The organism is Bradyrhizobium sp. SMVTL-02, from assembly GCF_051853005.1.
Classification (GTDB): Bacteria; Pseudomonadota; Alphaproteobacteria; order Rhizobiales; family Xanthobacteraceae; genus Bradyrhizobium.
Genome location: NZ_CP182469.1, coordinates 5,049,927 through 5,071,580 on the forward strand (window position 1 = coordinate 5,049,927; position 21,654 = coordinate 5,071,580).

General features: G+C 64.0%; 21 protein-coding genes, 1 tRNA gene and 1 pseudogene. 4 read left to right on the forward strand and 19 right to left on the reverse strand.

All coding sequences use genetic code 11. From position 1 onward, the window contains the following. Positions 1 to 34: 34 nt before the first annotated feature. Entirely contained in the window at positions 35 to 733 is a 699-nt protein-coding gene (locus ACNJYB_RS23995) for a histidine phosphatase family protein (protein ID WP_439368813.1), read from the reverse strand. Positions 734 to 867: 134 nt separating this feature from the next. Between ACNJYB_RS23995 and ACNJYB_RS24000 the strand changes: the two genes are divergently transcribed. Continuing rightward, entirely contained in the window at positions 868 to 1,653 is a 786-nt protein-coding gene (locus ACNJYB_RS24000) for an SDR family NAD(P)-dependent oxidoreductase (RefSeq protein ID WP_439368814.1), read from the forward strand. 938 nt (positions 1,654 to 2,591) lie between these two features. Next, positions 2,592 to 3,770, forward strand: coding sequence for an acetylornithine deacetylase (gene argE / locus ACNJYB_RS24005; protein ID WP_439368816.1), 1,179 nt, complete (start codon positions 2,592 to 2,594; stop codon positions 3,768 to 3,770). Between the two features lie 399 nt (positions 3,771 to 4,169). Here argE and ACNJYB_RS24010 read toward each other — a convergent pair whose 3' ends face one another. Both ACNJYB_RS24010 and ACNJYB_RS24015 read right to left on the reverse strand, forming a co-directional pair. Beyond that, positions 4,170 to 5,228, reverse strand: coding sequence for a phosphotransferase family protein (locus tag ACNJYB_RS24010; protein WP_439368818.1), 1,059 nt, complete (start codon positions 5,226 to 5,228; stop codon positions 4,170 to 4,172). 146 nt (positions 5,229 to 5,374) lie between these two features. Then, positions 5,375 to 6,610 carry an acyl-CoA dehydrogenase family protein gene (locus ACNJYB_RS24015; protein WP_439368819.1) on the reverse strand — a complete coding sequence of 412 codons (1,236 nt, stop codon included), beginning with the start codon at positions 6,608 to 6,610 and terminating at the stop codon, positions 5,375 to 5,377. Between the two features lie 211 nt (positions 6,611 to 6,821). On the opposite strand from ACNJYB_RS24015, the gene ACNJYB_RS24020 reads away from it, so the two are divergent. Then, entirely contained in the window at positions 6,822 to 7,493 is a 672-nt protein-coding gene (locus tag ACNJYB_RS24020; protein WP_439368821.1) for a TetR/AcrR family transcriptional regulator, read from the forward strand. Positions 7,494 to 7,686: 193 nt separating this feature from the next. Here the strand turns inward: ACNJYB_RS24020 and ACNJYB_RS24025 are convergent. From ACNJYB_RS24025 to ACNJYB_RS24070, 10 genes and pseudogenes are all read right to left on the reverse strand, one after another. Next, positions 7,687 to 7,761 (reverse strand): annotated as a pseudogene (locus ACNJYB_RS24025) (RidA family protein); the annotation flags it as partial. 1 nt (position 7,762) lies between these two features. Further along, positions 7,763 to 7,978 (reverse strand): hypothetical protein, encoded by a 216-nt coding sequence (locus ACNJYB_RS24030; protein ID WP_439368822.1) that lies wholly within the window; start codon positions 7,976 to 7,978, stop codon positions 7,763 to 7,765. A gap of 198 nt (positions 7,979 to 8,176) precedes the next feature. Then, complete coding sequence (locus tag ACNJYB_RS24035) at positions 8,177 to 9,406, reverse strand: CaiB/BaiF CoA transferase family protein (protein WP_439368823.1); 1,230 nt, start codon at positions 9,404 to 9,406, stop codon at positions 8,177 to 8,179. Positions 9,407 to 9,589: 183 nt separating this feature from the next. After that, complete coding sequence (locus tag ACNJYB_RS24040; RefSeq protein WP_439368824.1) at positions 9,590 to 10,795, reverse strand: MFS transporter; 1,206 nt, start codon at positions 10,793 to 10,795, stop codon at positions 9,590 to 9,592. Between the two features lie 131 nt (positions 10,796 to 10,926). Next, positions 10,927 to 11,754 (reverse strand): 3-keto-5-aminohexanoate cleavage protein, encoded by an 828-nt coding sequence (locus ACNJYB_RS24045; RefSeq protein ID WP_439368825.1) that lies wholly within the window; start codon positions 11,752 to 11,754, stop codon positions 10,927 to 10,929. Positions 11,755 to 11,870: 116 nt separating this feature from the next. Then, positions 11,871 to 13,268, reverse strand: a complete 1,398-nt coding sequence (locus ACNJYB_RS24050; protein WP_439368827.1) for an MFS transporter — start codon at positions 13,266 to 13,268, stop codon at positions 11,871 to 11,873. Positions 13,269 to 13,836: 568 nt separating this feature from the next. Further along, positions 13,837 to 14,007: a hypothetical protein gene (locus tag ACNJYB_RS24055; protein WP_439368829.1), complete on the reverse strand. Its 171-nt coding sequence runs from the start codon at positions 14,005 to 14,007 to the stop codon at positions 13,837 to 13,839. 13 nt (positions 14,008 to 14,020) lie between these two features. Next, positions 14,021 to 14,251: a hypothetical protein gene (locus ACNJYB_RS24060; RefSeq protein ID WP_439368830.1), complete on the reverse strand. Its 231-nt coding sequence runs from the start codon at positions 14,249 to 14,251 to the stop codon at positions 14,021 to 14,023. A gap of 19 nt (positions 14,252 to 14,270) precedes the next feature. Beyond that, on the reverse strand, positions 14,271 to 15,605 hold the full coding sequence (locus tag ACNJYB_RS24065) for a PQQ-dependent sugar dehydrogenase (RefSeq protein WP_439368831.1): 1,335 nt from the start codon (positions 15,603 to 15,605) through the stop codon (positions 14,271 to 14,273). Next, positions 15,602 to 16,054 (reverse strand): DUF2231 domain-containing protein, encoded by a 453-nt coding sequence (locus tag ACNJYB_RS24070; RefSeq protein WP_439375632.1) that lies wholly within the window; start codon positions 16,052 to 16,054, stop codon positions 15,602 to 15,604. The genes ACNJYB_RS24065 and ACNJYB_RS24070 overlap by 4 nt, the downstream gene beginning before the upstream one ends. Before the next feature lie 169 nt (positions 16,055 to 16,223). Here ACNJYB_RS24070 and ACNJYB_RS24075 point away from each other — a divergent pair, with 169 nt between their 5' ends. Continuing rightward, on the forward strand, positions 16,224 to 17,087 hold the full coding sequence (locus tag ACNJYB_RS24075; RefSeq protein ID WP_439368833.1) for a formate/nitrite transporter family protein: 864 nt from the start codon (positions 16,224 to 16,226) through the stop codon (positions 17,085 to 17,087). A 150-nt stretch (positions 17,088 to 17,237) separates the two neighbouring features. Here ACNJYB_RS24075 and fcl read toward each other — a convergent pair whose 3' ends face one another. The 6 genes from fcl to ACNJYB_RS24105 all read right to left on the reverse strand — a co-directional run bounded on the left by fcl (position 17,238) and on the right by ACNJYB_RS24105 (position 21,455). Continuing rightward, positions 17,238 to 18,188, reverse strand: coding sequence for a GDP-L-fucose synthase (gene fcl, locus ACNJYB_RS24080; RefSeq protein ID WP_439368835.1), 951 nt, complete (start codon positions 18,186 to 18,188; stop codon positions 17,238 to 17,240). Continuing rightward, positions 18,169 to 19,239, reverse strand: coding sequence for a GDP-mannose 4,6-dehydratase (gmd, locus tag ACNJYB_RS24085; RefSeq protein WP_439368837.1), 1,071 nt, complete (start codon positions 19,237 to 19,239; stop codon positions 18,169 to 18,171). Before gmd ends, fcl begins: the two co-directional genes overlap by 20 nt. A 154-nt stretch (positions 19,240 to 19,393) precedes the next feature. After that, positions 19,394 to 19,657, reverse strand: a complete 264-nt coding sequence (locus ACNJYB_RS24090; RefSeq protein ID WP_439375633.1) for a hypothetical protein — start codon at positions 19,655 to 19,657, stop codon at positions 19,394 to 19,396. Between the two features lie 213 nt (positions 19,658 to 19,870). Beyond that, a complete protein-coding gene (locus tag ACNJYB_RS24095; protein WP_439368838.1) occupies positions 19,871 to 20,599 on the reverse strand; it encodes a Crp/Fnr family transcriptional regulator in 729 nt (242 codons plus the stop codon). Between the two features lie 224 nt (positions 20,600 to 20,823). After that, the gene (locus ACNJYB_RS24100; protein WP_439368839.1) at positions 20,824 to 21,276 is read right to left on the reverse strand and encodes a metallophosphoesterase family protein; all 453 of its coding nucleotides are present in this window, start codon (positions 21,274 to 21,276) and stop codon (positions 20,824 to 20,826) included. Between the two features lie 105 nt (positions 21,277 to 21,381). After that, positions 21,382 to 21,455: transfer RNA gene (locus ACNJYB_RS24105), tRNA-Gly, on the reverse strand. Positions 21,456 to 21,654 lie beyond the last annotated feature (199 nt).

A 21,654-nucleotide genomic window follows, 5' to 3' on the forward strand; every position in this document is an offset into this window, starting at 1 on the left:
CGGTCCTGCGGACCGTCCCGGAATGACAGCTCATTCAGGCGAGCTTCTTGACTTCCGGCCCCGCCGGCTGATGCATCGCCGCATGCGCGTCGTCCGCGATCCACGGCTGCTGATTGACCATCGGCAGCCGCCAGACGGTGCGCTCCGGGCTTGCGAAATAGTCGAGCCGCGTCACCGACACGTTGTCGATATCGAACGCCAGCCCCTGCTCCGGCAAGTCACCGAGTGCGAGCCCCACCGCCGCCTTGATCGTGCCGCCATGCGCGACCGCGATGATGTCCTGTCCGGCTGCCTCATTGTTGATCCGTTCGATGGTGCGGCGCGTGCGGTTGTAGAGATCCGTGAAACTTTCGCCGCCGGGCGCGGGCTCGTTGATGTCCGCAAACCAGCTGGTGCCGACGGGGCGGCTCGCGATGAACGCGGCGCGGTTCATGCCCTGCCAGCGGCCGAGATTTTGCTCGGCGAAGTCCGCTTCCCACTTCATCGAGGCAGGCCGCGGGAAGCCGGCTGCCCAGATCGCCTCGGCGGTCTGATGCGTGCGCCTTAGATTGCTCGAATACCAGACCGCCTTGCGTGGGAGGACCTTGGCAACGGCGTTGAACACATAGGTGTCGCTGGTGTCACAGGCGATGTCGGATTGACCGTAGATGTTGCCGCCGTCGTTGCGCACCGGCGCGTGACGGACCCACCACCACCGTGTCGTCACCACATTGGGCTTGTCTTCGGCTGGCATCGAAACCCTTCCATCCCGTCTGATGTCGCTGTACGTCAGTAGGCAACGTGTCTCAAGACACTTTACCGTTTGAAATCTTGTTTGAAATTCCGTCGCGCGGCAAGCGTCGCGCGAGGCACCACAGGGAGAAACGCATGGGCCGTCTGCAAGGCAAATCCGTCATCATCACCGGCGCCGGCAGCGGCATCGGCCGTGCGGCTGCGCTGCTGTTCACGCGCGAAGGCGCAAAACTGATCGCGGTCGATCGCACCGAGGCGGTGAAGGAGACCGTCGAGGAGATCAAGTCGGCCGGCGGTGTCGCGGAAGCGATGGTTGCGGATGCCGGCTCCGAGAAGGACGTGATCGCCGTCATCGACAAGGCGGTGGCGATGCACGGCCGTCTCGACGTGATCTGGGCCAATGCCGGCGTCTCCGGCGGACTCGTTCCGCTGGCCGAGCAGACCGTCGAGCATTGGCAGGAGATTTTGCGCGTCAATCTGATCGGGCCGTTCCTCGCGGTGAAGTACGCGATGCCGCATATGGTGAAGCAGCAGTCCGGCGCGATCGTGCTCACCGCCTCCGTCGCGGGCCTCAAGGCCGGCGCAAGCGGGCATCCCTATGCGGCGAGCAAGGCCGGCGTGATCAGCCTGGTGCAGACCACCGCCTATTCGCTCACCGGCACCGGCGTGCGCATCAACGCTGTCTGCCCCGGCTTGATCGAAACAGGGATGACGAAGCCGATCTTCGACCGCGCCAAGGAGCGCGGCACCCAGGACAAGATCGGCCAGCTCAACCCACTCAAGCGCGCCGGACAGCCGCACGAGCTCGCAGCGATGGGACTGTTTTTGGCAAGCGACGAGGCGTCGTATGTCAACGGACAAGCGTTCCCGGTGGACGGCGGCCTCACGGCATCGATGCCGTATACGGGGAAACCGGTTTAGGCACGTGCCCGACCCAGCGCTCCGGGGCACGAGAGCGGAGTTTTCGCGCACACCTGCATCCACATCGTCATTGCGAGCGCAGCGAAGCAATCCAGAGTGCCTCCGGAGGGACTCTGGGCTGCTTCGTCGCAAGGGCTCCTCGCAATGACGTGGTGGCAGCATCGCTTGTTCAATTCGCATTGCCATTCGCAGACATACCTTCGCATCCTCGCGGCGCATTTCGCCCGAGCTTTGCTTGGCTGCCCCCAGCGAAAGAGGGTGCAGGGAAGACCGGGTGCCGGCCGGGCATCCACTGTGCGAAAGGTGGCAACAAAGAATTTGCACAGCGGCATACAGGTGTAGCCAAACATCCGGCCTTCCCTGTGCAGTGGTTTTACGGCTTATGTCGTGAACTCCTCGGGGAGCGATGCACTATTGCCCCCGTCGCCTTGGAGATGACTGATGCGCGGGCCCGGTCGGGCCGCAACATCACCGCAAGACTTGACGCACAGACCCCGGGCGTCAGGACCACACGATTTTGCCGTACGCTGATGGCACCGGTCGTATGCGCGCCGACTTCGCTCACGGTTTCCCGCCCTGCAAAGCTCTTCGCGCCAACGCCATCTGCGTCCACCGCCGCCCGGCCCGCGTTCGTGACGACCGCGATACGCCCCTCTTCCTTGGGCCGGGTTGCGGCGGCACATACGCCATTTCCGAATTTCGATAAAGTAGAATGTTTTTGGCGCCGCGGGTTGACCGATGGCTTGGGTGTTTTGTCCGACGGGCAGCAAGGCCTCGTAGCCTGATGAGCGAAGCGACAGCCGGGATTCACGGCACGAGCTTTCCCGGGTATCGCTACGCTCACCCGGGCTACGGAACTGTGTTGATTTGCTCGATCGGCCATCGCATTGGTATGGTTCCTGCAGGCAACTCTCCAATCTCCTGACAAGACCGTGACAATGCCAAGCTCAAGACCCGATCGTATCCGAAAACTCCTCGCCGACCTGGTCGGCTTCGACACCATCAGCGACCGCACCAACCTGCCCCTGATCGCCCATATCGAGAGCTATCTCGCCTCGTTCGGCACCAAGGGCGAGCGCATGACCGACGGGACCGGGCAGAAGGCTTCGCTCTGGGTGACGATCGGGCCGGAGGACCGGCCGGGCTTCGTGCTGTCGGGCCACACGGACGTCGTGCCCGTGGTCGGCCAGGACTGGAGCCATGATCCGTTCAAGCTGGTGGAGCGCGACGGCAAGCTCTATGGCCGCGGCACCACCGATATGAAGGGCTTCGTCGCGGTGTGCCTCGCCATGGTGCCGGAGATGCTGGAGGCCGGGCTCAAGACGCCGATCCATCTGGCGATCTCCTACGACGAGGAGATCGGCTGCGTCGGCGTGCGGCCGATGCTGCGCGAGGTCGCGAAAAAGAAGGTCAGGCCGCTCGGTGCCTTCATCGGCGAGCCCACCCAGATGCAGGTCATCATCGGCCACAAGGGCAAGCACGGCGTGCGCGCGACCTTCCGCGGGCTCGCCCGTCATTCCTCGATCGCGCCCGACGGCGTCAACGCGATCGAATACGCGGCCGAGCTGATCGTCGAGATCCGCCGCCGCGCCTTGGCGCTCGCGGCCGCGCGATCGACGGACGGCCTCTACGACGTTCCGCATTCGACGCTGCTCACCAGCATCGTCCACGGCGGCGCTGCGCTGAACATCGTGCCTGACACCTGCACGGTGGATTTCGAATGCCGCGGCATCGGCATCACCGAGTCCAAGGAGGTGACCGATGCGATCGTCGCCTGGGCCAAGGCGGAGATCGAGCCGGCGATGAAGGCGAGGCATCCGGACTGCGGCATCGATTTCGAGGAGATCCTCGACTATCCCGCGCTGGACACCGCCGCCGATGCGGCGATCGTCACGCTGGCAAAGAGCCTTGCAGGCCGCAACGACCACGCCAAGGTCGCCTTCGGCACCGAGGCAAGCCTGTTCGCCAGCATCGCCGACATCCCGTCGGTGGTGATCGGCCCCGGCGCGATCGCGCAGGCGCATACGCCTGACGAGTTCGTGGAGATGGCGGAGCTGGAGAAGTGCGCGGGGTTCGTGGAGAGGCTGATCGCGCATTGTGTGAAGACGGAGTCGTAGACGACGCTGCCGTCCGGTCGGCAAAGCAAGGCGTGCCCGCTATTGTCGCGCGATCGCCGAGGGTTGGCGGGCGCAGCGCTACGCGCTTTCGCCCACCCTACGAGAATTGTGCCTCGTCATTGCGAGGAGCTCTTGCCGACGAAGCAATCCAGACTGGTGCCGCGGAGACTCTCTGGATTGCTTCGCTCCGCCCGCAATGACGGGTGCCGCGACCTCGCGTCTTTACCGATGTCATGTCCCGGCTTGACCGGGGCATCCAGTACGCCGCGGCTTCTCGATTCAAGCACAGGGGTCTCTGGAATACTGGATTGCCCGCTTTCGCGGGCAATGACACCGGTTGGTGCGAATAGCGACCGACCGAACAAGAAGGCGCGGCCACCAGCCGCGCCTTCGTTCGTCCTAAACCGCGCCCGCCTTCTGCGCATACTCCCATGACGCCTGCGACAGCGGCACGGTGCGCTTGGCGGATTCGAGCGCCTTGGCGTTGGCGGCGGTGCCGTCGCGGATACGGCCGGCGATGCCTTGGGTGATGCCCGCGAGGCGGAACAGATTGTAGGAGAAGTACCAGTTGAGATCAGGCACGCTCATCTGCGTGACGTTGCAGTAGATCTGTGCGGCCTCGTCCAGACTCGGGATGTTGAGCGCCTTCAGATCGACGCCCTGCAGGCCCGGCATGATCCACTGCATCAACAGATACGTGAAGTCGGCCATGGGATCGCCAAGCGTCGACAGCTCCCAGTCCAGCACGGCCTGCACGCGCGGTTCGCTCGCGTGGAAAATCATGTTGTCGAGGCGATAGTCGCCGTGGACGATCGAGACGCGCGCCTGCTCCGGCACGGTCTTGGGCAGCCATTCGGCGACCTTCTCGAATTCAGGGATGTGCTGGGTCTCGGAGGCCCGGTACTGCTTGGTCCAGCGATCGATCTGCCGCGCGAAATAGTTTCCGGGCTTGCCGAAATCGCCAAGGCCGATCGCAACAGGATCGAACATGTGCAGCTTCGCCAGCGTCTCGATCTTGCTGGTGAAGATCTTGCGGCGCGCATCGGCCTCCTGGCTCGGCAGGGTCGGATCCCAGAACACGCGACCCTCCTCCATCGACATGATGTAGAAGGCGGCTCCAATGACGCTGTCGTCCTGGCACAGCGCATAGGCGCGTGCGACCGGAAAGCCCTGCTTTCCAAGGGCCGCGATGACGCGATATTCGCGATCGACCGCATGCGCCGAGGGCAGCAGCTTGCCGAACGGCTTGCGGCGCATCACGTAGGAACGCTTCGGCGTGTTGAGGCGGTAGGTCGGGTTGGACTGGCCGCCCTTGAACTGAAGGACGACCAGCGGGCCTTCAAAACCTTCGACGTTCTCGCGCATCCATGCCTCGAGGCGGAGCTCGTCGAAACGATGCCGCTCCTCGACTGGCTTGGTGCCCGAGAACTCCTCGTCTTTCCTGACGCCGTCAGTCACGGTGACGCTCCCTCTTCAGTCCTGACCATTTCAGGTCGAGCACGATCCTAGCCGGCCACAGCTGATGCACTTGCGTCAAGCCGTCGTCCGGCGCGGATCATGCCTTGTCGTTTCTTCAAGTCGGGAGCGCCGCAGGGCTCTCCCTCTCAATGACTGGCAGAGTTTGCATACTTCCGAAGTTCAAGTCTGGCAATGGCGCGATTGTGCACCTCGTCCGGACCGTCGGCGAGACGGAGCGTACGGATGTGGGCGTAGTCCTTGGCAAGACCAGCTTCGTCCGAAACACCGGCGCCGCCAAAGGCCTGGATCGCCTGATCGATGATCCTCAAGGCCATGTTGGGACCTGCGACCTTGATCATGGCGATCTCGAGCTGCGCGGTCTTGTTGCCGACCTTGTCCATCATGTCGGCGGCCTTGAGGCACAGCAGGCGGTTCATCTCGATGTCGGTGCGCGCCTCGCCGATGCGCTGCTCCCACACACTGTGCTCGATGATCTTCTTGCCGAAGGCGGTGCGCGAGGCGAGCCGCTTCACCATCTTCTCCAGCGCCTCCTCGGCCTTGCCGATCGTGCGCATGCAGTGGTGGATACGGCCGGGGCCAAGGCGGCCCTGCGCGATCTCGAAGCCGCGGCCCTCGCCGAGCAGGATGTTCTCCTTCGGCACGCGCACGTTCTCGAGCAGCACCTGGGCATGGCCGTGCGGCGCGTCATCGAAGCCGAACACCGGAAGCATTTTCTCGACCTTGATGCCGGGCGTGTCGAGCGGAACCAGGATCTGCGACTGCTGCTGGTGCTTGGCAGCCTTGGGATCGGTCTTGCCCATCAGGATCGCGATCTTGCAGCGGGGATCGCCGACGCCGGACGACCACCATTTGCGGCCGTTGATGACGTAGTGGTCGCCGTCCTTCTCGATGCGGGTCTCGATGTTGGTCGCATCGGACGATGCGACCGCCGGTTCCGTCATCAGGAAGGCCGAGCGGATCTCGCCGTCCATCAGCGGACGCAGCCATTTGCGCTTCTGCTCCTTGGTGCCGTAGCGCATGAACACTTCCATGTTGCCGGTGTCGGGCGCGGAGCAGTTGAACACTTCCGAGGCCCAGGTGATGCGGCCCATCTCTTCCGACAGCAGCGCGTATTCCAGATTGGTCAATCCCGCGCCGCGGAATTCATCATCTTCATGCTCGTTCGGCGGCATGAACATGTTCCAGAGTCCCTCGGCCTTCGCCTTCTTCTTGAGGTCCTCCAGCACCGGGATCACCTTCCAGCGCTCGCCGCTGCGATCCTGCTCGTCATAGACGGGCACCGCCGGGCGCACGTGCTTGGCCATGAAGGACCGCACGCGGTCGAGCCATTCCTTCTGCTTGGGGGACAGGTCGAAATCCATGGGACGCTCCTCGTTTCTCTCTCGCTGATCGTTTTGCGCCGGACTGTCCTCCCGCCGCGCGCCGCCCGCAAGCGCGAATGCGCACTTGGCGAGCCTCGCGGAACCGATCGCAGTTGCGAACGAGTCCCGATTGCGGATTGACTTTTCCCGGCCCTCAAACGATAGTTTCATACAACTGTTTGAATTGCAACTCCCCTCCCCGAGGGCATCCATGGCCAGCGATCATACGAGGTCTGCCATTCTCGCCGCCGCCGAACGGCTCTATGCCGATCGTGGCTTCGGCGACGTCACCCTGCGCGACATCGTCGCGGAGGCCGGCGTCAACCTTGCCGCGGTGAACTATCATTTCGGCTCCAAGGACGAGCTGATCGCGGAATTGTTCGTCACACGCTCGATCGCCACCAACCGCGAGCGCCTGCGCGAGCTGAAAGCGGCGGAGGAAGAAGGCGGCGGCCGCGCGCCGATCGAGGTGATCCTGCGCGCGCTGGTGGGGCCGACCTTGCGCGGCTGCCTGGGACCGGAGAACCAGCGCTCGACCGCCGCGCGCTTCATGATCCGCGCCTCGATCGAATCCGTACCGCCGATCCGGCGCATCAAGAACCGCGAGATCGATCATTTGCGCAAATTCGCCGGCGCGATGCGCAGGTCCCTGCCCGACCGCAGCGACGTCGATATCTATTGGGGCCTCAACTTCGCGCTCGCCATGGCGCACCACACCATTCGCGAGAGCGAGCGCCTGACGAAACTGTCTGAAGGCAAATGCGACCTCGACGACGTCGAGGACGTCGTCGCGCGCGTCGTCAGCGTGGCGACGATGGCGCTGACGGCGGGACGGACGGAGACAAAGTCGCCCGCGCGCGCATTGGTGCGGGATGCGCGTTGACGAATGCCTTGATCTCGTCGAGTGCACGCCTCGTCCTTCGAGACGCCCGCTTCAGGCGGGCTCCTCAGGATGAGGCTGATCGGCACCGACGCCCCTCGAGCGTGCAGCCGCGTGCTCGGCCCTCATCCTGAGGAGCCCGCCTAAGCGGGCGTCTCGAAGGATGGCCACAGGGGGAAGCGGGGTGGCCGTTTCCTCACATCATCGCGATGCAGTCGATCTCGACGTCGAAGGGAGCGAACCATTCAGGCGTGCAGACGAAGATCCGCGCCTTACGCCCGGTGCGGCATCTCCTCGGCCTCTTCCTTGGCCAGCAGCAGCAGCATCTCGATGCCCATCTCGCCTTCCTGCGGCGAGCGGATAAACTTGATTTCGTCGGCGCTTTGCCGCAGCGCGGCAATGATGGCGACCGCCTGATTGGCGGTTGCCGCCTCAGTCGCCAGAATGGACTTCTGGTTCTTGGACTGAAACCCGATGGTGTAGGACATTCGTTCCCTCCCGCGCTCAAGTAAAGAGATCGAATCAGAGTCCCGCGCCGAGTGGAAGCCTGCTCGACTACGGACCGGGATTATCTGGGGATTGCGCGCAAGCTCCGCGCAAGGCCGCGCGAGCGCCACGTTGTCGTCACCAGCCTATGGTTACCGATCCGGTGCAGGCACAGTGTTCGCGGGAGCAAGAAAGCAAAGCTAAATAATCCCCTGCTGCTTAAGCTCCTCGATCTTGCCCGCATCGTAGCCGAGCTTGCCGCCGAGCACCTCCTGTGTGTGCTCCCCGAGCAGCGGCGGGGCGCGGTAGGTCTTGATCGGGGTCTCCGAGAAGGTCAGCGCATTGCGGATCAGCGACAGCTCCGGCTCGAACTTGTGCTCGGTCTTCACCCGCATGCCGCGCGACTGCACGTGCGGATCGGAGAACACCTGCTCGAAATTGTTGATGGGCCCCGAGGGCACGCCGGCCTCCTCCAGCTTGTCCAGCCAGTAGGCCACCGGCTTCCTCAGGAACAGGCCGGCGAAGATCGCCATGATCTCCTTGCCGTGCACGACGCGGTCGTTGTTCTTGATGAAGCGCTTGTCATTGGCGAGTTCGGGCTCGCCGAGCACCGCACAGGTGCGCTGGAACTGGCCGTCATTGCCGACCACCAGCATCAATTCGCCGTCGGTGCAGCGGAACACGCCGGCCGGCATGCCGCCATTGCCCCAGGTGCCGCGGCGCGGCGGCGTCTTGCCGTTGACGAGGTAGATCTGCAGCCAGTGCGACAACGAGGCGATGACGGTGTCGAACAGGCACACGTCGATGTGCTGCCCCTGCCCGTCATTGGCATCGCGGTGGTAGAGCGCCGAGAGGATGCCGATCGAGGTGTTCATGCCGGTCATGTAGTCGACGATGGACGGACCGACCTTCATCGGACCCTCGCCCGGCTCGCCGTCCATATGGCCGGTGACGCTCATCAGCCCGCCCATCGCCTGAAGGATGGCGTCATAGCCGGCGCGGGGCGCGTAGGGGCCGGTCTGGCCGAAGCCGGTCACCGAGCAATAGATGATGCCGGGATTGATCGCCTTGATCGTCTCGTAGTCGAGGCCGTAGCGCTTGAGATCGCCGACCTTGTAGTTCTCCATGAAGACGTCGACGTCCTTGGCGAGTTCGCGGATGATCGCCTGCCCTTCCGGCTTGGCGATGTTGACGGTAACCGACTTCTTGTTGCGGTTGGCGCAGAGGTAGAACGAGTTGTTGTTGTTGGCCTTGCCCTCGGGATCGGTCAGATAAGGCGGGCCGAAGGCGCGCGCGTCGTCGCCGGTGCCCGGCCGCTCGATCTTGATCACCTCCGCACCGAGATCGCCCAGCATCTGGGCCGACAAGGGCCCGGCGAGGACGCGGGTGAGGTCAAGGATCTTGATGCCTGAGAGCGGCAAGGCCGACATGTCGGTTTCCTCCGGGGAACTGGTGTTGGCGCGGCAGCCTCGGCCAAGCCGCGCTCTCTGCCGATACACCATTTTCGTTCCCCTAGCACTGCGCTCCGGGCATACGGCCATCCCTGCCCCCCCGGCAGCAGTGGCGGCCCTGCGGAGGCGAATTTCCGCGCCGCGAAGATTGCCCCGCCGAACTCAGGTGGCGACCGCTGCGACCACGCTTGGCCTCCGCCGCCCGAGCAGGACCAGGATCAGCACCGTCGCGCAGGAGCAGACGAAGGTGAGACCGAGCGCACTGCGGCTGCCGAACTGGGTGAGCAGGCCGGCCAGCAGCGGCGGAGACAGCGCGGAGGCGAGATTGAGCGGCAGCGCGATCATCGACATCGCCTTGGCGAACTCGGCCTGGTCGTAGAACACCAGCGGGATGGTCGCCCGCGCCACCGCCATCGCGCCGCTGCCGGCGCCGTAGAGCAGGATGAAGACCGCAACCGCCCACGTCGCGCCCTCGCTCAGCATCAAAAGCAGCATGGCGACGGGCAGCGCCGTGCCGGCCACCAGCCCGGTCGTGATGCCGTCCCACCGCCCGCCGCCGAGGAAGTCGAGCCCGCGGGCGCTGACCTGTATGACGCCGAGCATCGAGCCGAACGCGACCGCCTGCGCCGGCGCCAGCCCCTCCGCCCGCAGCAGCTCGATGAACACGGCGCCGAGACCGAAATTGACGAAGGCATTGAGGGTGATTGCGGAGACGACGAGGCCGAAGGTGCTGCGCGCAACCGGCGGCACATCCGCGTGCTTTACTGGCGTTGGGCCCTCGTCCTTCGCGACGCTCCGGCGCGGCGCCGCCAACGCATAGAGCGGAAGCGAGACCACGATCAGCATGGCGGCGTAGACCAGACACGTCCAGCGCCAGCCGACGAGAGCATTCAGGAACGATGTGGCCGGCCAGAAGATGCTGCTCGAAAGCCCCGTCACCAGCATGAGCGCGCCGATCGCGCTCTTGGCCTGCCGCCCGGCGACCTCGTTGAGCATGATATAGGCACCCGTCGAGAGCGTGGCGCTGCCGGCAAGGCCGAAGACGATCCAGGCGGCGAAATAGAGGGCTGGGTCGCGCGCGAAGAACAGCAGCACGAATCCGGGCACGCTGACGACCGTGCCAAGCATCATGACCTTGCGCGCACCATGCCGCGCGAAAGCCTTGCCGAGCCAGGGCGCGCACAGCCCCATGGTGACATAAAGCGTCGAGGTGCCTGCGAACACCATCGGCAGGCTCATGCCAAGATCGGCCGCAAGGTCGCGGCCGATGATGGGCGGAAGGCCGATCGTGCCCCATCCAATGAGCTGGGTGATTGCAAGCACCAGCAGGACCCCGATGAGCCTGCCGCCAGATTTCAAGAACCGCATTCCAAACGTCGCCTGCCCCAGCTGCGTGCCTGTGCACGGACCCCGTCATAGCGGGAGTCTTGGCGCTGCGGAACGCCGGCCGCCGAATGGCAGAAGGCAGCCGGGAGCATGTCAGGAGGAGGCAGTAGCCCCTATCGCGCGAGACCGAGCAGGGATCGCGCCTCGGCGGCGGTCGCGACGCGCCGGCCGTGGCGCGCGACTGCCTCGCAGGCGACGGTCACGAGCTCGGCGTTGCTCGCGGCGAGGCGCGTCTTGTCGATCCTGATATTGTCCTCGAGCCCGGTGCGAACCGCGTCGGCGCCCCGCGCCAGCGCCCAGCCCATGACCTCCGCCTGATGGCGTCCGATCCCGGCCGCGGTCCACGTCGCTTGCGGAATCAGGCGCTTGAGCTCTCCCAGAAGGATGTCGAGGACATGCTCGTCCGCCGGCATCGCGTTCTTGACGCCCATGACGAACTGCACATGCGGGCGCGCATCGATCAGCCCCGCCTCGATCAAGCGGCGGGCGCCATGCAGATGCGACAGATCGAAGATCTCGATTTCCGGCCGGATGCCATTCGCCTTCATGCCGGTCGCGAGCGTTTCGACGAGAGCACCACTGTTCTCGTAGACGATGGTCGGAAAGTTCACCGAGCCCGTGGAGAGCGAGGCCATGTCCGGCTTGAGATAGAGCGACGAGCCGCGCGCCGAGGGATCGCGCCCTCGCCCGCCGGTCGAGAACTGAACGATCATCCCCGGACAATGTATCTTGATGCCCTCCTGCACCACGGCAAAGCGCTCGGGATCCGAGGACGGCGTCTCGTCATCGTTGCGAACATGGATATGGGCAAGCGTGGCGCCGGCCTCGAAGGCCTGGTGTGTGGATTCGATCTGTTCGGACGGCAGGATGGGCACCGCCGGATTGTCCTTCTTGCGCGGAACTGAGCCGGTGATAGCGACAGCAACGACGACGGGGTTCATCCCTGGGCCTCTGATGATGGCGCTCGCGCGCGCCGAGTTCGACTAGGCGGTTACATAACAAATCGAGCCCTGCCGCTGCAAACATCATCGATCGCAGCGGCAGGGCTTTCTCAGAGTCAGGTCGGGACTGCGGTCGCACCACTCGCCGCTTCGGCACGCTGCCGCTCATAATCGGCCAGTGGCATCGGAACGGCCTTGGGATTACCGAGATCGTCGATGCGGATCCGATAGGTTTCCCGGGCCGTGACGGCCGCCAGCGCCGCGATGACCGTGATGCCGAAGGCGATCGCCCCCACCGTCAAGGGGATGTTGGCCGAGCCGGGAGGCGCTACGGTCGCAAACAGGGCGGGAAGCAACGCGGTGATGGTCGTACCGATGTTCTGCGAGATCGCCATCGCCGACACCCGGGTGCGGGTCGGAAACAGCTCCGGATAGAAGCTGGGGAAGATCGCGTTGTAGCCCTGATAGACGACGCCCCACATCAAAAGCGAGAGCAGGATCGCGAGCGGCACGTTCCTGATGCTGATGGCGTAGAGATAGCCGAAGGCAAGCAAGCCGGACAGCAGCGCGCCCACGATGATCGGAGGTTTGCGGCCGACCTTGTCAGAGAGATTGCCGACGAAGGGAATGACGAACACTGCCAGCATGTTTCCGAGGACCGGGATCCACAGATAGACGTCCTTGGCAAACCCGATGCCATAGGCCGGCTGGACCGCATAGGCCGCACCGAAGATGGTCGCGACCACGGGGATGACGTTCATCAGGGCCATGCAGACGACCCTCAGCATGTCGCGCCAGCTCAGCTTGATGGCCTGGACAATGGGCGACCGCGGCGTCTCTCCGCGCTCGCCCTCGCGCGCAAAGGCAGGCGTCTCGTCGACTTCGCGGCGGATGATGTAGCCGGCGACGATGACGAAGAAGCTGAGCAGGAAGGGAATCCGCCAGCCCCAGCTGTTGAAGGCCTCGGCCGGCATATAGGCGGCCAGCGGCAGGAACACGGCTGCTGCGAGAATTTGGCCAGCCTGGACGCCCTGAAGCGCGAAGCTCGCATAGAAGCCGCGCCGGCCGAACGGCGCATGCTCCAGGATCATCGAGCTCGCGCCGGAGATTTCACCGGCCACGGCAAATCCCTGCACGAGGCGCAGGATGACGAGCAGGATCGGCGCGAGGATGCCGACCTGCTGATAGGTCGGCAGAAGGCCAACGGCCATGGTCGAGATGCCCATCAGGAACATGCAGACGATGAGCACGGTCTTGCGGCCATGGGTGTCGCCCCAATGTCCAAGCACGAAGGCGCCGATCGGCCGGGCCACGTAGCCGACGCCATAGGTCGCCAGCGATGCGATGATGGCGACGGTGGGATTTTCCGACGGAAAGAAGATTTGGGGGAAGATCAGCGAAGCGGCGGTGGCATAGATGAAGAAGTCATAATATTCGAGAGCCGAGCCAATCCAGCCGCTCGCGGCGGCCTTCTTGGACTGACTCCTGTCATGGATCGCGCGAGTCGTGGTCATCTCAGAGATTCCTCCTCTGGGGTTATCGACGTCCCGTTGGCGGGCTTCGTTCGAAATCGGACAGCACTCTCCGGGCGCCCTGCGGTAGCTTCGCGGAGCGCTTGTCATTGCCGATGGCTGTCTGATTGGTCCCAACAATAGGCTTTCGCCGGGCTAACACAATTACCCAGTTATGCGATAAACCTAACATGATGTTATCTAGGCCGGAGCGTATACCTCCGGGCGAAGGGGCCATCGCATATGCCACGCGGAGGCTGCCGGACGAGCTCGGGCTGCATAGTTCCAGACGCCCGCTTTGGCAGGCTCCTCACCATAAGGGTTCTTGCTGCAAAACGCGACGTCATACTGAGGGCCGCCATTCGCAGACCAGTCTCGTCTGCGGCCGGCTCGCTCCCAGGGAGCAATTACGCATCCTCTCGCTGATGGCGGAAAATGGCGTCATCTCCAGCGACGGCGTCGAGGCCGACCGGCTCGATTTCAACGCCGGCGCCGAGGTCACGACCGGGATCGCCGCGCGGCGCGGGCGGCTGATGATGTGACGCTGTTGGTCGCGAACGGCTCGCCGGCGTCAAGAGGTGTGGCCGGGATCGACGTGCTTCGGCGTCTTCTTATCGCGCTGGGGCGTCATCTTGGCCGGATCAGGCGCGTCTGGCACGCCGCGCGGTCCGAGCTGGTCACGCTGGATGTCGTCTTCGGAGCGGGATGGTTCGATGCCGTTCGGCTCACGAGGCTTGGTCATCGCGGCTTCTTTCTCAGATTCTGTTCCGCGGCCCGTTATCCGCGACGCCGAGCGCATTGTCTCCGGCTTCGCGACCGGGCACGCTGACATGCACCTCGTGTCCCTCGCGCAGCGCCAGGGACGCCGCGGCGACCGCCGACTCGAACGCGGCCTCCTTGGTGGCGTATCTGCTCCTGACCTCGCCGTCATGCAGCACGCCCCATTCGTCCTGCACCGGCACGATCGCGTATTGAGCAAGGCCCATGGTCTCCTCCTCCAGCTCTCTATTGTTGCGTGAGCTGCGGGTGCGTCGCGCTCACCCGCCACACGGTGTTGCCGCTGTCGTCGGCGACCAGCAACGCGCCGGTCTTGTCGATGGCGACGCCGACCGGACGGCCGCGCGCGTGATTGTCGCTGTTCAGGAAACCGGTGACGACGTCCTGTGCCGGTCCGCTCGGCTTGCCGTCACTGAACGGCACGAAGACGACCTTGTAGCCGTTCAGGTTCTGCCTGTTCCAGCTGCCATGCTCGCCGACGAAGGCGCCGCCGCGATAGGCGCTCGGCAGGCTTGTGCCGGTGTAGAAAGCCATTCCGAGCGGAGCGACATGCGAGCTCAGGGCGTAGTCGGGCACGATCGCCTTGGCGACGAGGTCGGGCCGCTCCGGCTTGACGCGGGGATCGACATGCTGACCGTAATAGCTGTAGGGCCAGCCATAGAAGCCGCCGTCCTTCACCGAGGTCATGTAGTCAGGGACGAGATCGGGGCCGAGCTCATCGCGCTCGTTCACCACCGTCCACAGGGCGCCGGTCTGCGGCTCGAAGCTGAGGCCGTTCGGATTGCGCAGGCCGCTCGCAAAGATGCGCCAGCGGCCGCTGTCGCGGTCGACCTCGAGGATCGCGGCGCGATTGTGCTCGGCCTCGATGCCGTTCTCGGTGATGTTGCTGTTGGAGCCGACGCCCGCATAGAGCTTTGAACCATCGGGGCTGGCGACGAGGCTCTTGGTCCAGTGATGATCGATCGGCCCGCCCGGCAGTGGCGTGAGCACCGTGCCTGGCGCGGTGATCTTCGTGTCCCCTTCCGTATAGGGATATCTGACGATGGCGTCGGTGTTGGCGACATAGAGATCGTTGCCGACCAGCGCGACGCCGAAGGGTGAATTGAGGTGATCGAGAAAGACGCTCTGCGTATCGGGCACGCCGTCGCCGTTCGCGTCGCGCAGCAGCGTGATGCGATTGCTCTCGCCGGTATCGCCGCCTGACGTCGCCCAGGACTCGACGTAGCCGATCACGATTTCCTTGGGCCGCTTGATCGGAGCGCCCTTCGGCGCCTTGGATTCCACCACCAGCACGTCGCCGTTGGGAAGCACGTAGAGAAAGCGCGGATGCTGCAAGCCCGTTGCGAAGGCCTTGGCCTGCAAGCCCCGTGCGACCGAGGGCGTCTCGTCCTTCTTCCACCCGACGATGCGCGCAATGTGCATCGGCGGCAGCAGGTATTGCTGGATCTCGGGGAGCTTCGGGTTGGCGCCGATTTGCGCATTGGGATCGCCGCTACCGTCGTCGCAGCCGGCGAGGCACAGCAGCGAGGCGCACACAAGCACGCGAGCAAGCATCGACGTCATCGCGCAACTCCCACGCCGTGGCGGTACACCATGGCCCAGCCCAGCCAGCCGGTGACCGGCAGGATCAGGACGGTGATGATCGAAAGGATGAGCCCGGTCGGCCATACCGAGGTCCAGGCATCGCGGGTGTGGATCAGCGCATTGAGGATGGCGAGCACCAGCGCCACCGCGTTGCCGATGAGATGCGGCCAGGCCGGCGGCTGCGCCCGCACCAGGCGGTTGCCGAGGAAATCGGTCAGGCCCGCGATCGCCGCCAGCACGCCGAAGATGACGCCGACGAGCAGAAGCCAGGCGGAGAAATTCGCCCACATGATCTCGGCGCTGACGACATAGGCGATGTCGGTCAGCAGCGCCCCGATGAAGCACGCGATCGGAATCGGCACCAGCATCGGATGAATCGGATGGCCCGCGATTTGCGCGGTGCTGCGCACGCGCACGTCTTCCTGCACGGTCGGCCTCGTGTGGCTTATCGCCTGCCCGACCGGCCAACTCATGCGTGCAGTGAAGGTTCCTAGCCTCTGTGCAGTGCAAAGCGCATGCAGCGGCCGAGCAATCTCGCGGAACCGACGGAGTTTTGTCGCCTTGAAGTCAACCAAGTGATTTCCGGAGACCTTCAAAGTGGATCAGCCTGGCGATGGCGCCTCCTTCAACCCTGCCTCAAAGCTCGACGGCGTCTCGCCTCGTCAGACCAAGCAGATCGAATCGCAGAGCCGGCCAAGCGCCGCGCTCATCCATGAGACCATCCGCGCCGAGGGCGAGCAGGAACTGGAACGGCTATGGTGGGCGATCGTGCTGTCCGGTCTTGCCGCCGGCCTCTCGATGGGATTGTCCCTCGTCGTCGAGGGCGAGTTTCACGCGCTGATTTCCGACGATGCGACCCGCCGCCTGGTGGCCCCGCTCGGCTATACCGTCGGCTTTCTGGTCGTGGTCCTGGGGCGGCAGCAACTCTTCACCGAGAACACGCTGACCCCGATCCTGCCACTGTTGCACCACCGCGATCTCGCCACCTTGCGAAGCGTGCTCAAGCTGTGGGGCCTTGTGCTGGTTTCGAACATCGCAGGAACCTGGGCGGTCGGATCCGTGCTCGCCCACACCAGCATTTTCGAACCGCGCATCGTGGACGCCTTCGTCGATCTCAGCCGCCGCACCGTCGAGGGAACGTTCGTGACGACCCTCGTGCGCGCGGTCTTTGCCGGCTGGTTGATCGCCCTGATGGCGTGGCTTCTTCCAGCCGCCAAGGGGACGCGCGCGCACATCATCGTCGTGATGACCTATGTGGTCGCACTCGGCGAGTTCGCACACATCATCGCCGGCTCGGTCGAGTGCGCGTTCCTGGTGCAGAGCGACCGGGCATCGCTCGCCCAATATGCCCTGGACTTCTTCATGCCGACCCTGCTCGGCAACATCCTGGGTGGAACGACCCTGGTTGCACTGCTGAATTACGGGCAGGTCGCCGCCGAAATCAACGACCACAGGGAATAGATCGCGCGGATGCCGCTCCTTGCACAGGAACGATGAGCGCGAGCCCCGCTTGCGTGAGTAGCGAAGTTCAGCGGACAGCCTCAGGGCGGTGCAGTCGACCGTGCCCGGAAGGAACGCGAGAAGAAGGAGGCGAAAGAGAGCAAGCCGGGGCTATCGGGACGCTGTTTCGGCAAGATAAGATTGATATGCCCGCCTCAAGCCGTCGTGAAGCGAGGTCGTCGCGCGCCAGCCGAGCTTGTCGAGACGGCTGACGTCGAGCAGCTTGCGCGGGGTGCCATCGGGCCGCGAGGTGTCGAAAGAGATCTCGCCGCTGTAGCCGACGATGTCGGCGACGAGGCGCGCGAATTCGGCGATGGTGATGTCCTCGCCGGTGCCGATGTTGACCAGCTCCGCACTGGAATAGGTCTTCATCAGGTGCACGCTGGCATCCGCCATGTCGTCGACATAGAGGAACTCGCGCCGCGGCGTGCCGGTGCCCCACACCACGACGCTTTTGGCGCCTGCCATCTTCGCCTCATGGAAGCGGCGGATCAGGGCGGCGACGACGTGGCTCATCTCGGGATGATAATTGTCGCCAGGGCCGTAGAGATTGGTCGGCATCACGCTGATGAAGTCGCAGCCATACTGGCTGCGATAGGCCTCCACCATCTTGATCCCTGCGATCTTCGCGATCGCATAGGGCTCGTTGGTCGGCTCCAGCGGGCCTGTCAGCACCGAGTCCTCGCGCAAGGGCTGCGGCGCCAGCTTCGGATAGATGCAGGAGGAGCCCAGAAACATCAGCTTCTCGGCGCCGTTCTGACGCGCAGCCTGGATCACGTTCGCGGCGATCGCGATGTTGTCGTAGATGAACTCGGCCCGCAGCGTGTCGTTGGCGACGATGCCGCCGACCTTGGCCGCGGCGAGGAACACCACCTGCGGCCGCACCCTTGCGAACCAGTCGAACACGGCGGCCTGGTTGCGCAGATCGAGCTCGCCCCTGGCCACCGTGACGAGCTGGACGTCCTCCGCTGCGAGCCGGCGCACGAGCGCGCTGCCGACCATGCCGCGATGGCCGGCGACATAGACCCGTCTGCCTTTCAGTTCAAACGGTGCCTTTACCATGGCCTGCATCCCGCTTCGCCTCGGCCAGATCGCTTCTCATCATCTCCGCGACCAGCTCTGCGAACGTCCGCTTCGGCGTCCAGCCCAGCACCTCGCGCGCCTTGCTGGCATCGCCGACCAGGACATCGACCTCGGTCGGGCGGAAATAGGTCGGGTCGATCTTCACGACGGTCTTGCCGCTCTTTTCGTCGATGCCGGTTTCCTCGACGCCCTTGCCCCGCCATTCGATGCGGCGGCCGACCTCCGCAAAGGACAGCTCGACCATCTCGCGGACCGAGTGCATCTCGCCGGTGGCGAGCACGAAGTCGTCAGGCTTGTCGGCCTGCAGGATCCTGTGCATGCCCTCGACGTAGTCCTTGGCATGGCCCCAGTCGCGCCTGGCCTCGAGATTGCCGAGATAGAGCGTGTCCTCGATACCGACCTCGATCCGCGACACGCCGCGCGTGATCTTGCGCGTGACGAAGGTCTCGCCGCGGATCGGGCTCTCGTGGTTGAACAAGATGCCGTTGCTGGCGAACATGCCGTAGGCTTCGCGGTAGTTCACCGTGATCCAATAGCCGTAGAGCTTTGCGACGCCATAAGGCGAGCGCGGATAGAACGGCGTCGTCTCCTTCTGCGGGATCTCCTGCACGAGGCCGTAGAGCTCGGAGGTCGAGGCCTGGTAGAACCGCGTCTCCTTCTCCATGCCGAGGATGCGGATCGCTTCCAGCAGACGCAGCACGCCGATGGCGTCGGCATTGGCGGTGTATTCGGGGCTCTCGAAGCTGACGGCGACGTGGCTTTGCGCGGCGAGATTGTAGATCTCTGTGGGGCGGATCTGCTGCACCAGGCGGATCAGATTGGTCGAATCCGTCATGTCGCCATAATGCATCAGGAACGGCACGTTGCCGACATGCGGGTCCTGGTAGAGGTGGTCGACCCGCGCCGTGTTGAACGAGGACGAGCGCCGCTTGATGCCATGCACGACATAGCCGAGCGACAGCAGATATTCGGCGAGATAGGCGCCGTCCTGGCCGGTCACGCCGGTGATGAGAGCGATCCGCTCAGCCATATCTGCTACCCACTCCCAACACGCCCCGAGGGGCCGCCTGTTTTCCAGTTCCGGCCACCATCTTCTCTGACAGATCGGCCGCCGGGGTCAACCCAATATAGGAAAAGGGTTACCGGCTTTGTTGGGCGATTCCGGCACGCGGGGGGCCGCGGGCTTACTGAGCACCCCGACAGCCGCCACATCGGATGATATCTTCGCGTTCGCCAATGTGGTGCTGATATTGGGCGATCGCGCGATTGGCCATCCGGATGCGATTGGTCTGTCCTTCGTCGACCATCGTCGCGATGCGCTGCGCGAGGAATACGCACGCCTCGAATTCATCCTGGATGGCTCCCGCGCGCGCGAGAAAGTCCCACGCGATATCATATGCCTGCTCGGCGGCCGGATTGCGGTAGTCGCTGAAGATGATATGCGTCATCAAATCACACTGTCGTTCGACCTCTTCGTTGCCGAACCGCAACCCGGCTCGATCGTTCCTAAGCTGCCTTCCTCCATTGTCCGTTGCAGGCCCGTCCGGTTCCTCCACGATGACCGCCAGGAACGCGAGCAGGTTGCCAGCGTTCAACTGGATGGCGCGACATTATCCAGGATCTCGGATGGCGGTGATTTCTCGGGACAGCGACAAGCTCAATCAGGTGGTCGGACTGAGATGCAGATAGGTCGGGTCGAAGCCCGCCAGCTCTTCCATCTCCTTTGCCTTGAGGATGTGAAACTCCGATCTGCTCACCACCACCAATCCTTCCTTGCGGAGGTTTTGGAGGACCCGGTTGGTGTGCACCACCGACAATCCCAGGCAATCTCCGAGGTCGGCTTGCGTAATGGGCAAGCCGAACTCGCCGTCTCGCGTATGCCCGATCGCCTTGAGCCTCTGATGCAATTCAATCAGGAGGTGGGCCATTCTCGGTGTCGCCTCCCTTCGTCCGACGTTGACGATCCATTCCCTGAAGATAGCTCCATCAATCAGCGTTTCGCGCCACAGTGCCGACGCCAGGTTCGGACGCTGCAGATTGACCGCTCTCAGATCCTCGTGGGAGATGAAGCCCAGCTTGCAGCGCGTGACGGCGACGAGGTCATGATCCATGACCTTGAGATGAAGGCTTTGAAGGTCGGGGATTTCGCCGGGTATGTGAATGGAGAGAACCTGTCGATCTCCATCCGCCGTCGTCTTCGACCGGAACGCGAATCCATCCGCGATCAGGCAACAGTCCGTGGGCCGCTCTCCGTCGGCCACGATGATTTCGCCAGCGTCGAGATGCCGCTCGTGAATCCGAAGGCCCTGAATGGCGCGGATGTCCTCGGCATCCAGCTCGTTGGACACCGTCAGCTTCGTGATCAGCGCGGAAACGAGGTTTGCCGGCATCGGATGCTCCTTTTGAGACCCGACATGGCGCAAACCACTCCGGCCTGTTAGGCGGGAGCGCTACACTCTCAGCACCGGCGCCCGAGGATATCTGCCGGCGATCCAAGACAACGCAAAGTTACACGATCGTTCCAAAATATCCCATCGAGCAACTTTTGACGGAAAAACATAACGTTGACGTGCTTATAGGTGCGATTCGGCAAGTCTCACCCCTGCCATCGCCGCTAAGCCTCACCGAGCGTGTGCAGGACCGGCCGAAGCTCGGCACCATCATCGAGATCGAGTGTCGCAAGTGAGATCGGGAGCTTGAAGCGCCTCGGTCCCGCGCTTCCGGGATTTAGATAAAGGACGCCGTCCTGCGTCCTGATGCTCGCGCGATGCGAATGACCGTAGATCACGGCGTCGATGCCGTCGGGGGCAGGCTTGCTCTCGAGTTCGGTCAGATCATGCAGGACATAGAAGACGTACCGGCCGAGGCGGATGGTTTCCGTATCGCGATAGTTCCGCGCCCAATCGCCGCTATCGACATTGCCGCGGATGGCCGTGACCGGCGCGATCCTGCGCAGCCCCTCGAGCACATGCTCGCCGCCGATATCGCCGGCATGAATGATATGGGCGACTCCGGCAAAGCACTGCCCGACTTCCGGCCGCAACAGCCCGTGCGTGTCCGAAATCACGCCGATCGTCGTAACCGGGGGACGGCGTTGCGACTCGCTGTCCGGACGAGCGGCAGCACCGCTCTGCGAAGAAACGATCGAGGCAGAATAAGCACTTGAAATCATTGGAGCGGGTGAAGGGAATCGAACCCTCGTATTCAGCTTGGAAGGCTGCTGCTCTACCATTGAGCTACACCCGCGTTGGCGATCCCCTAACACGGCCGGGCGGCGGTCTCAACTGCCTCCGGGCGGTCTTTCCCCGCGTCAACAGCACCCCTGTTCCCGGCGTTTTGCCCGCCCCTTAACGGCCGGGCGATGCCGCCCTATATTGAAGTCTCCCGAAACCAACGAAAGGAGGTGATCCAGTGTCTTATCTCGAGCGCTGTCACCTCGCTGGGA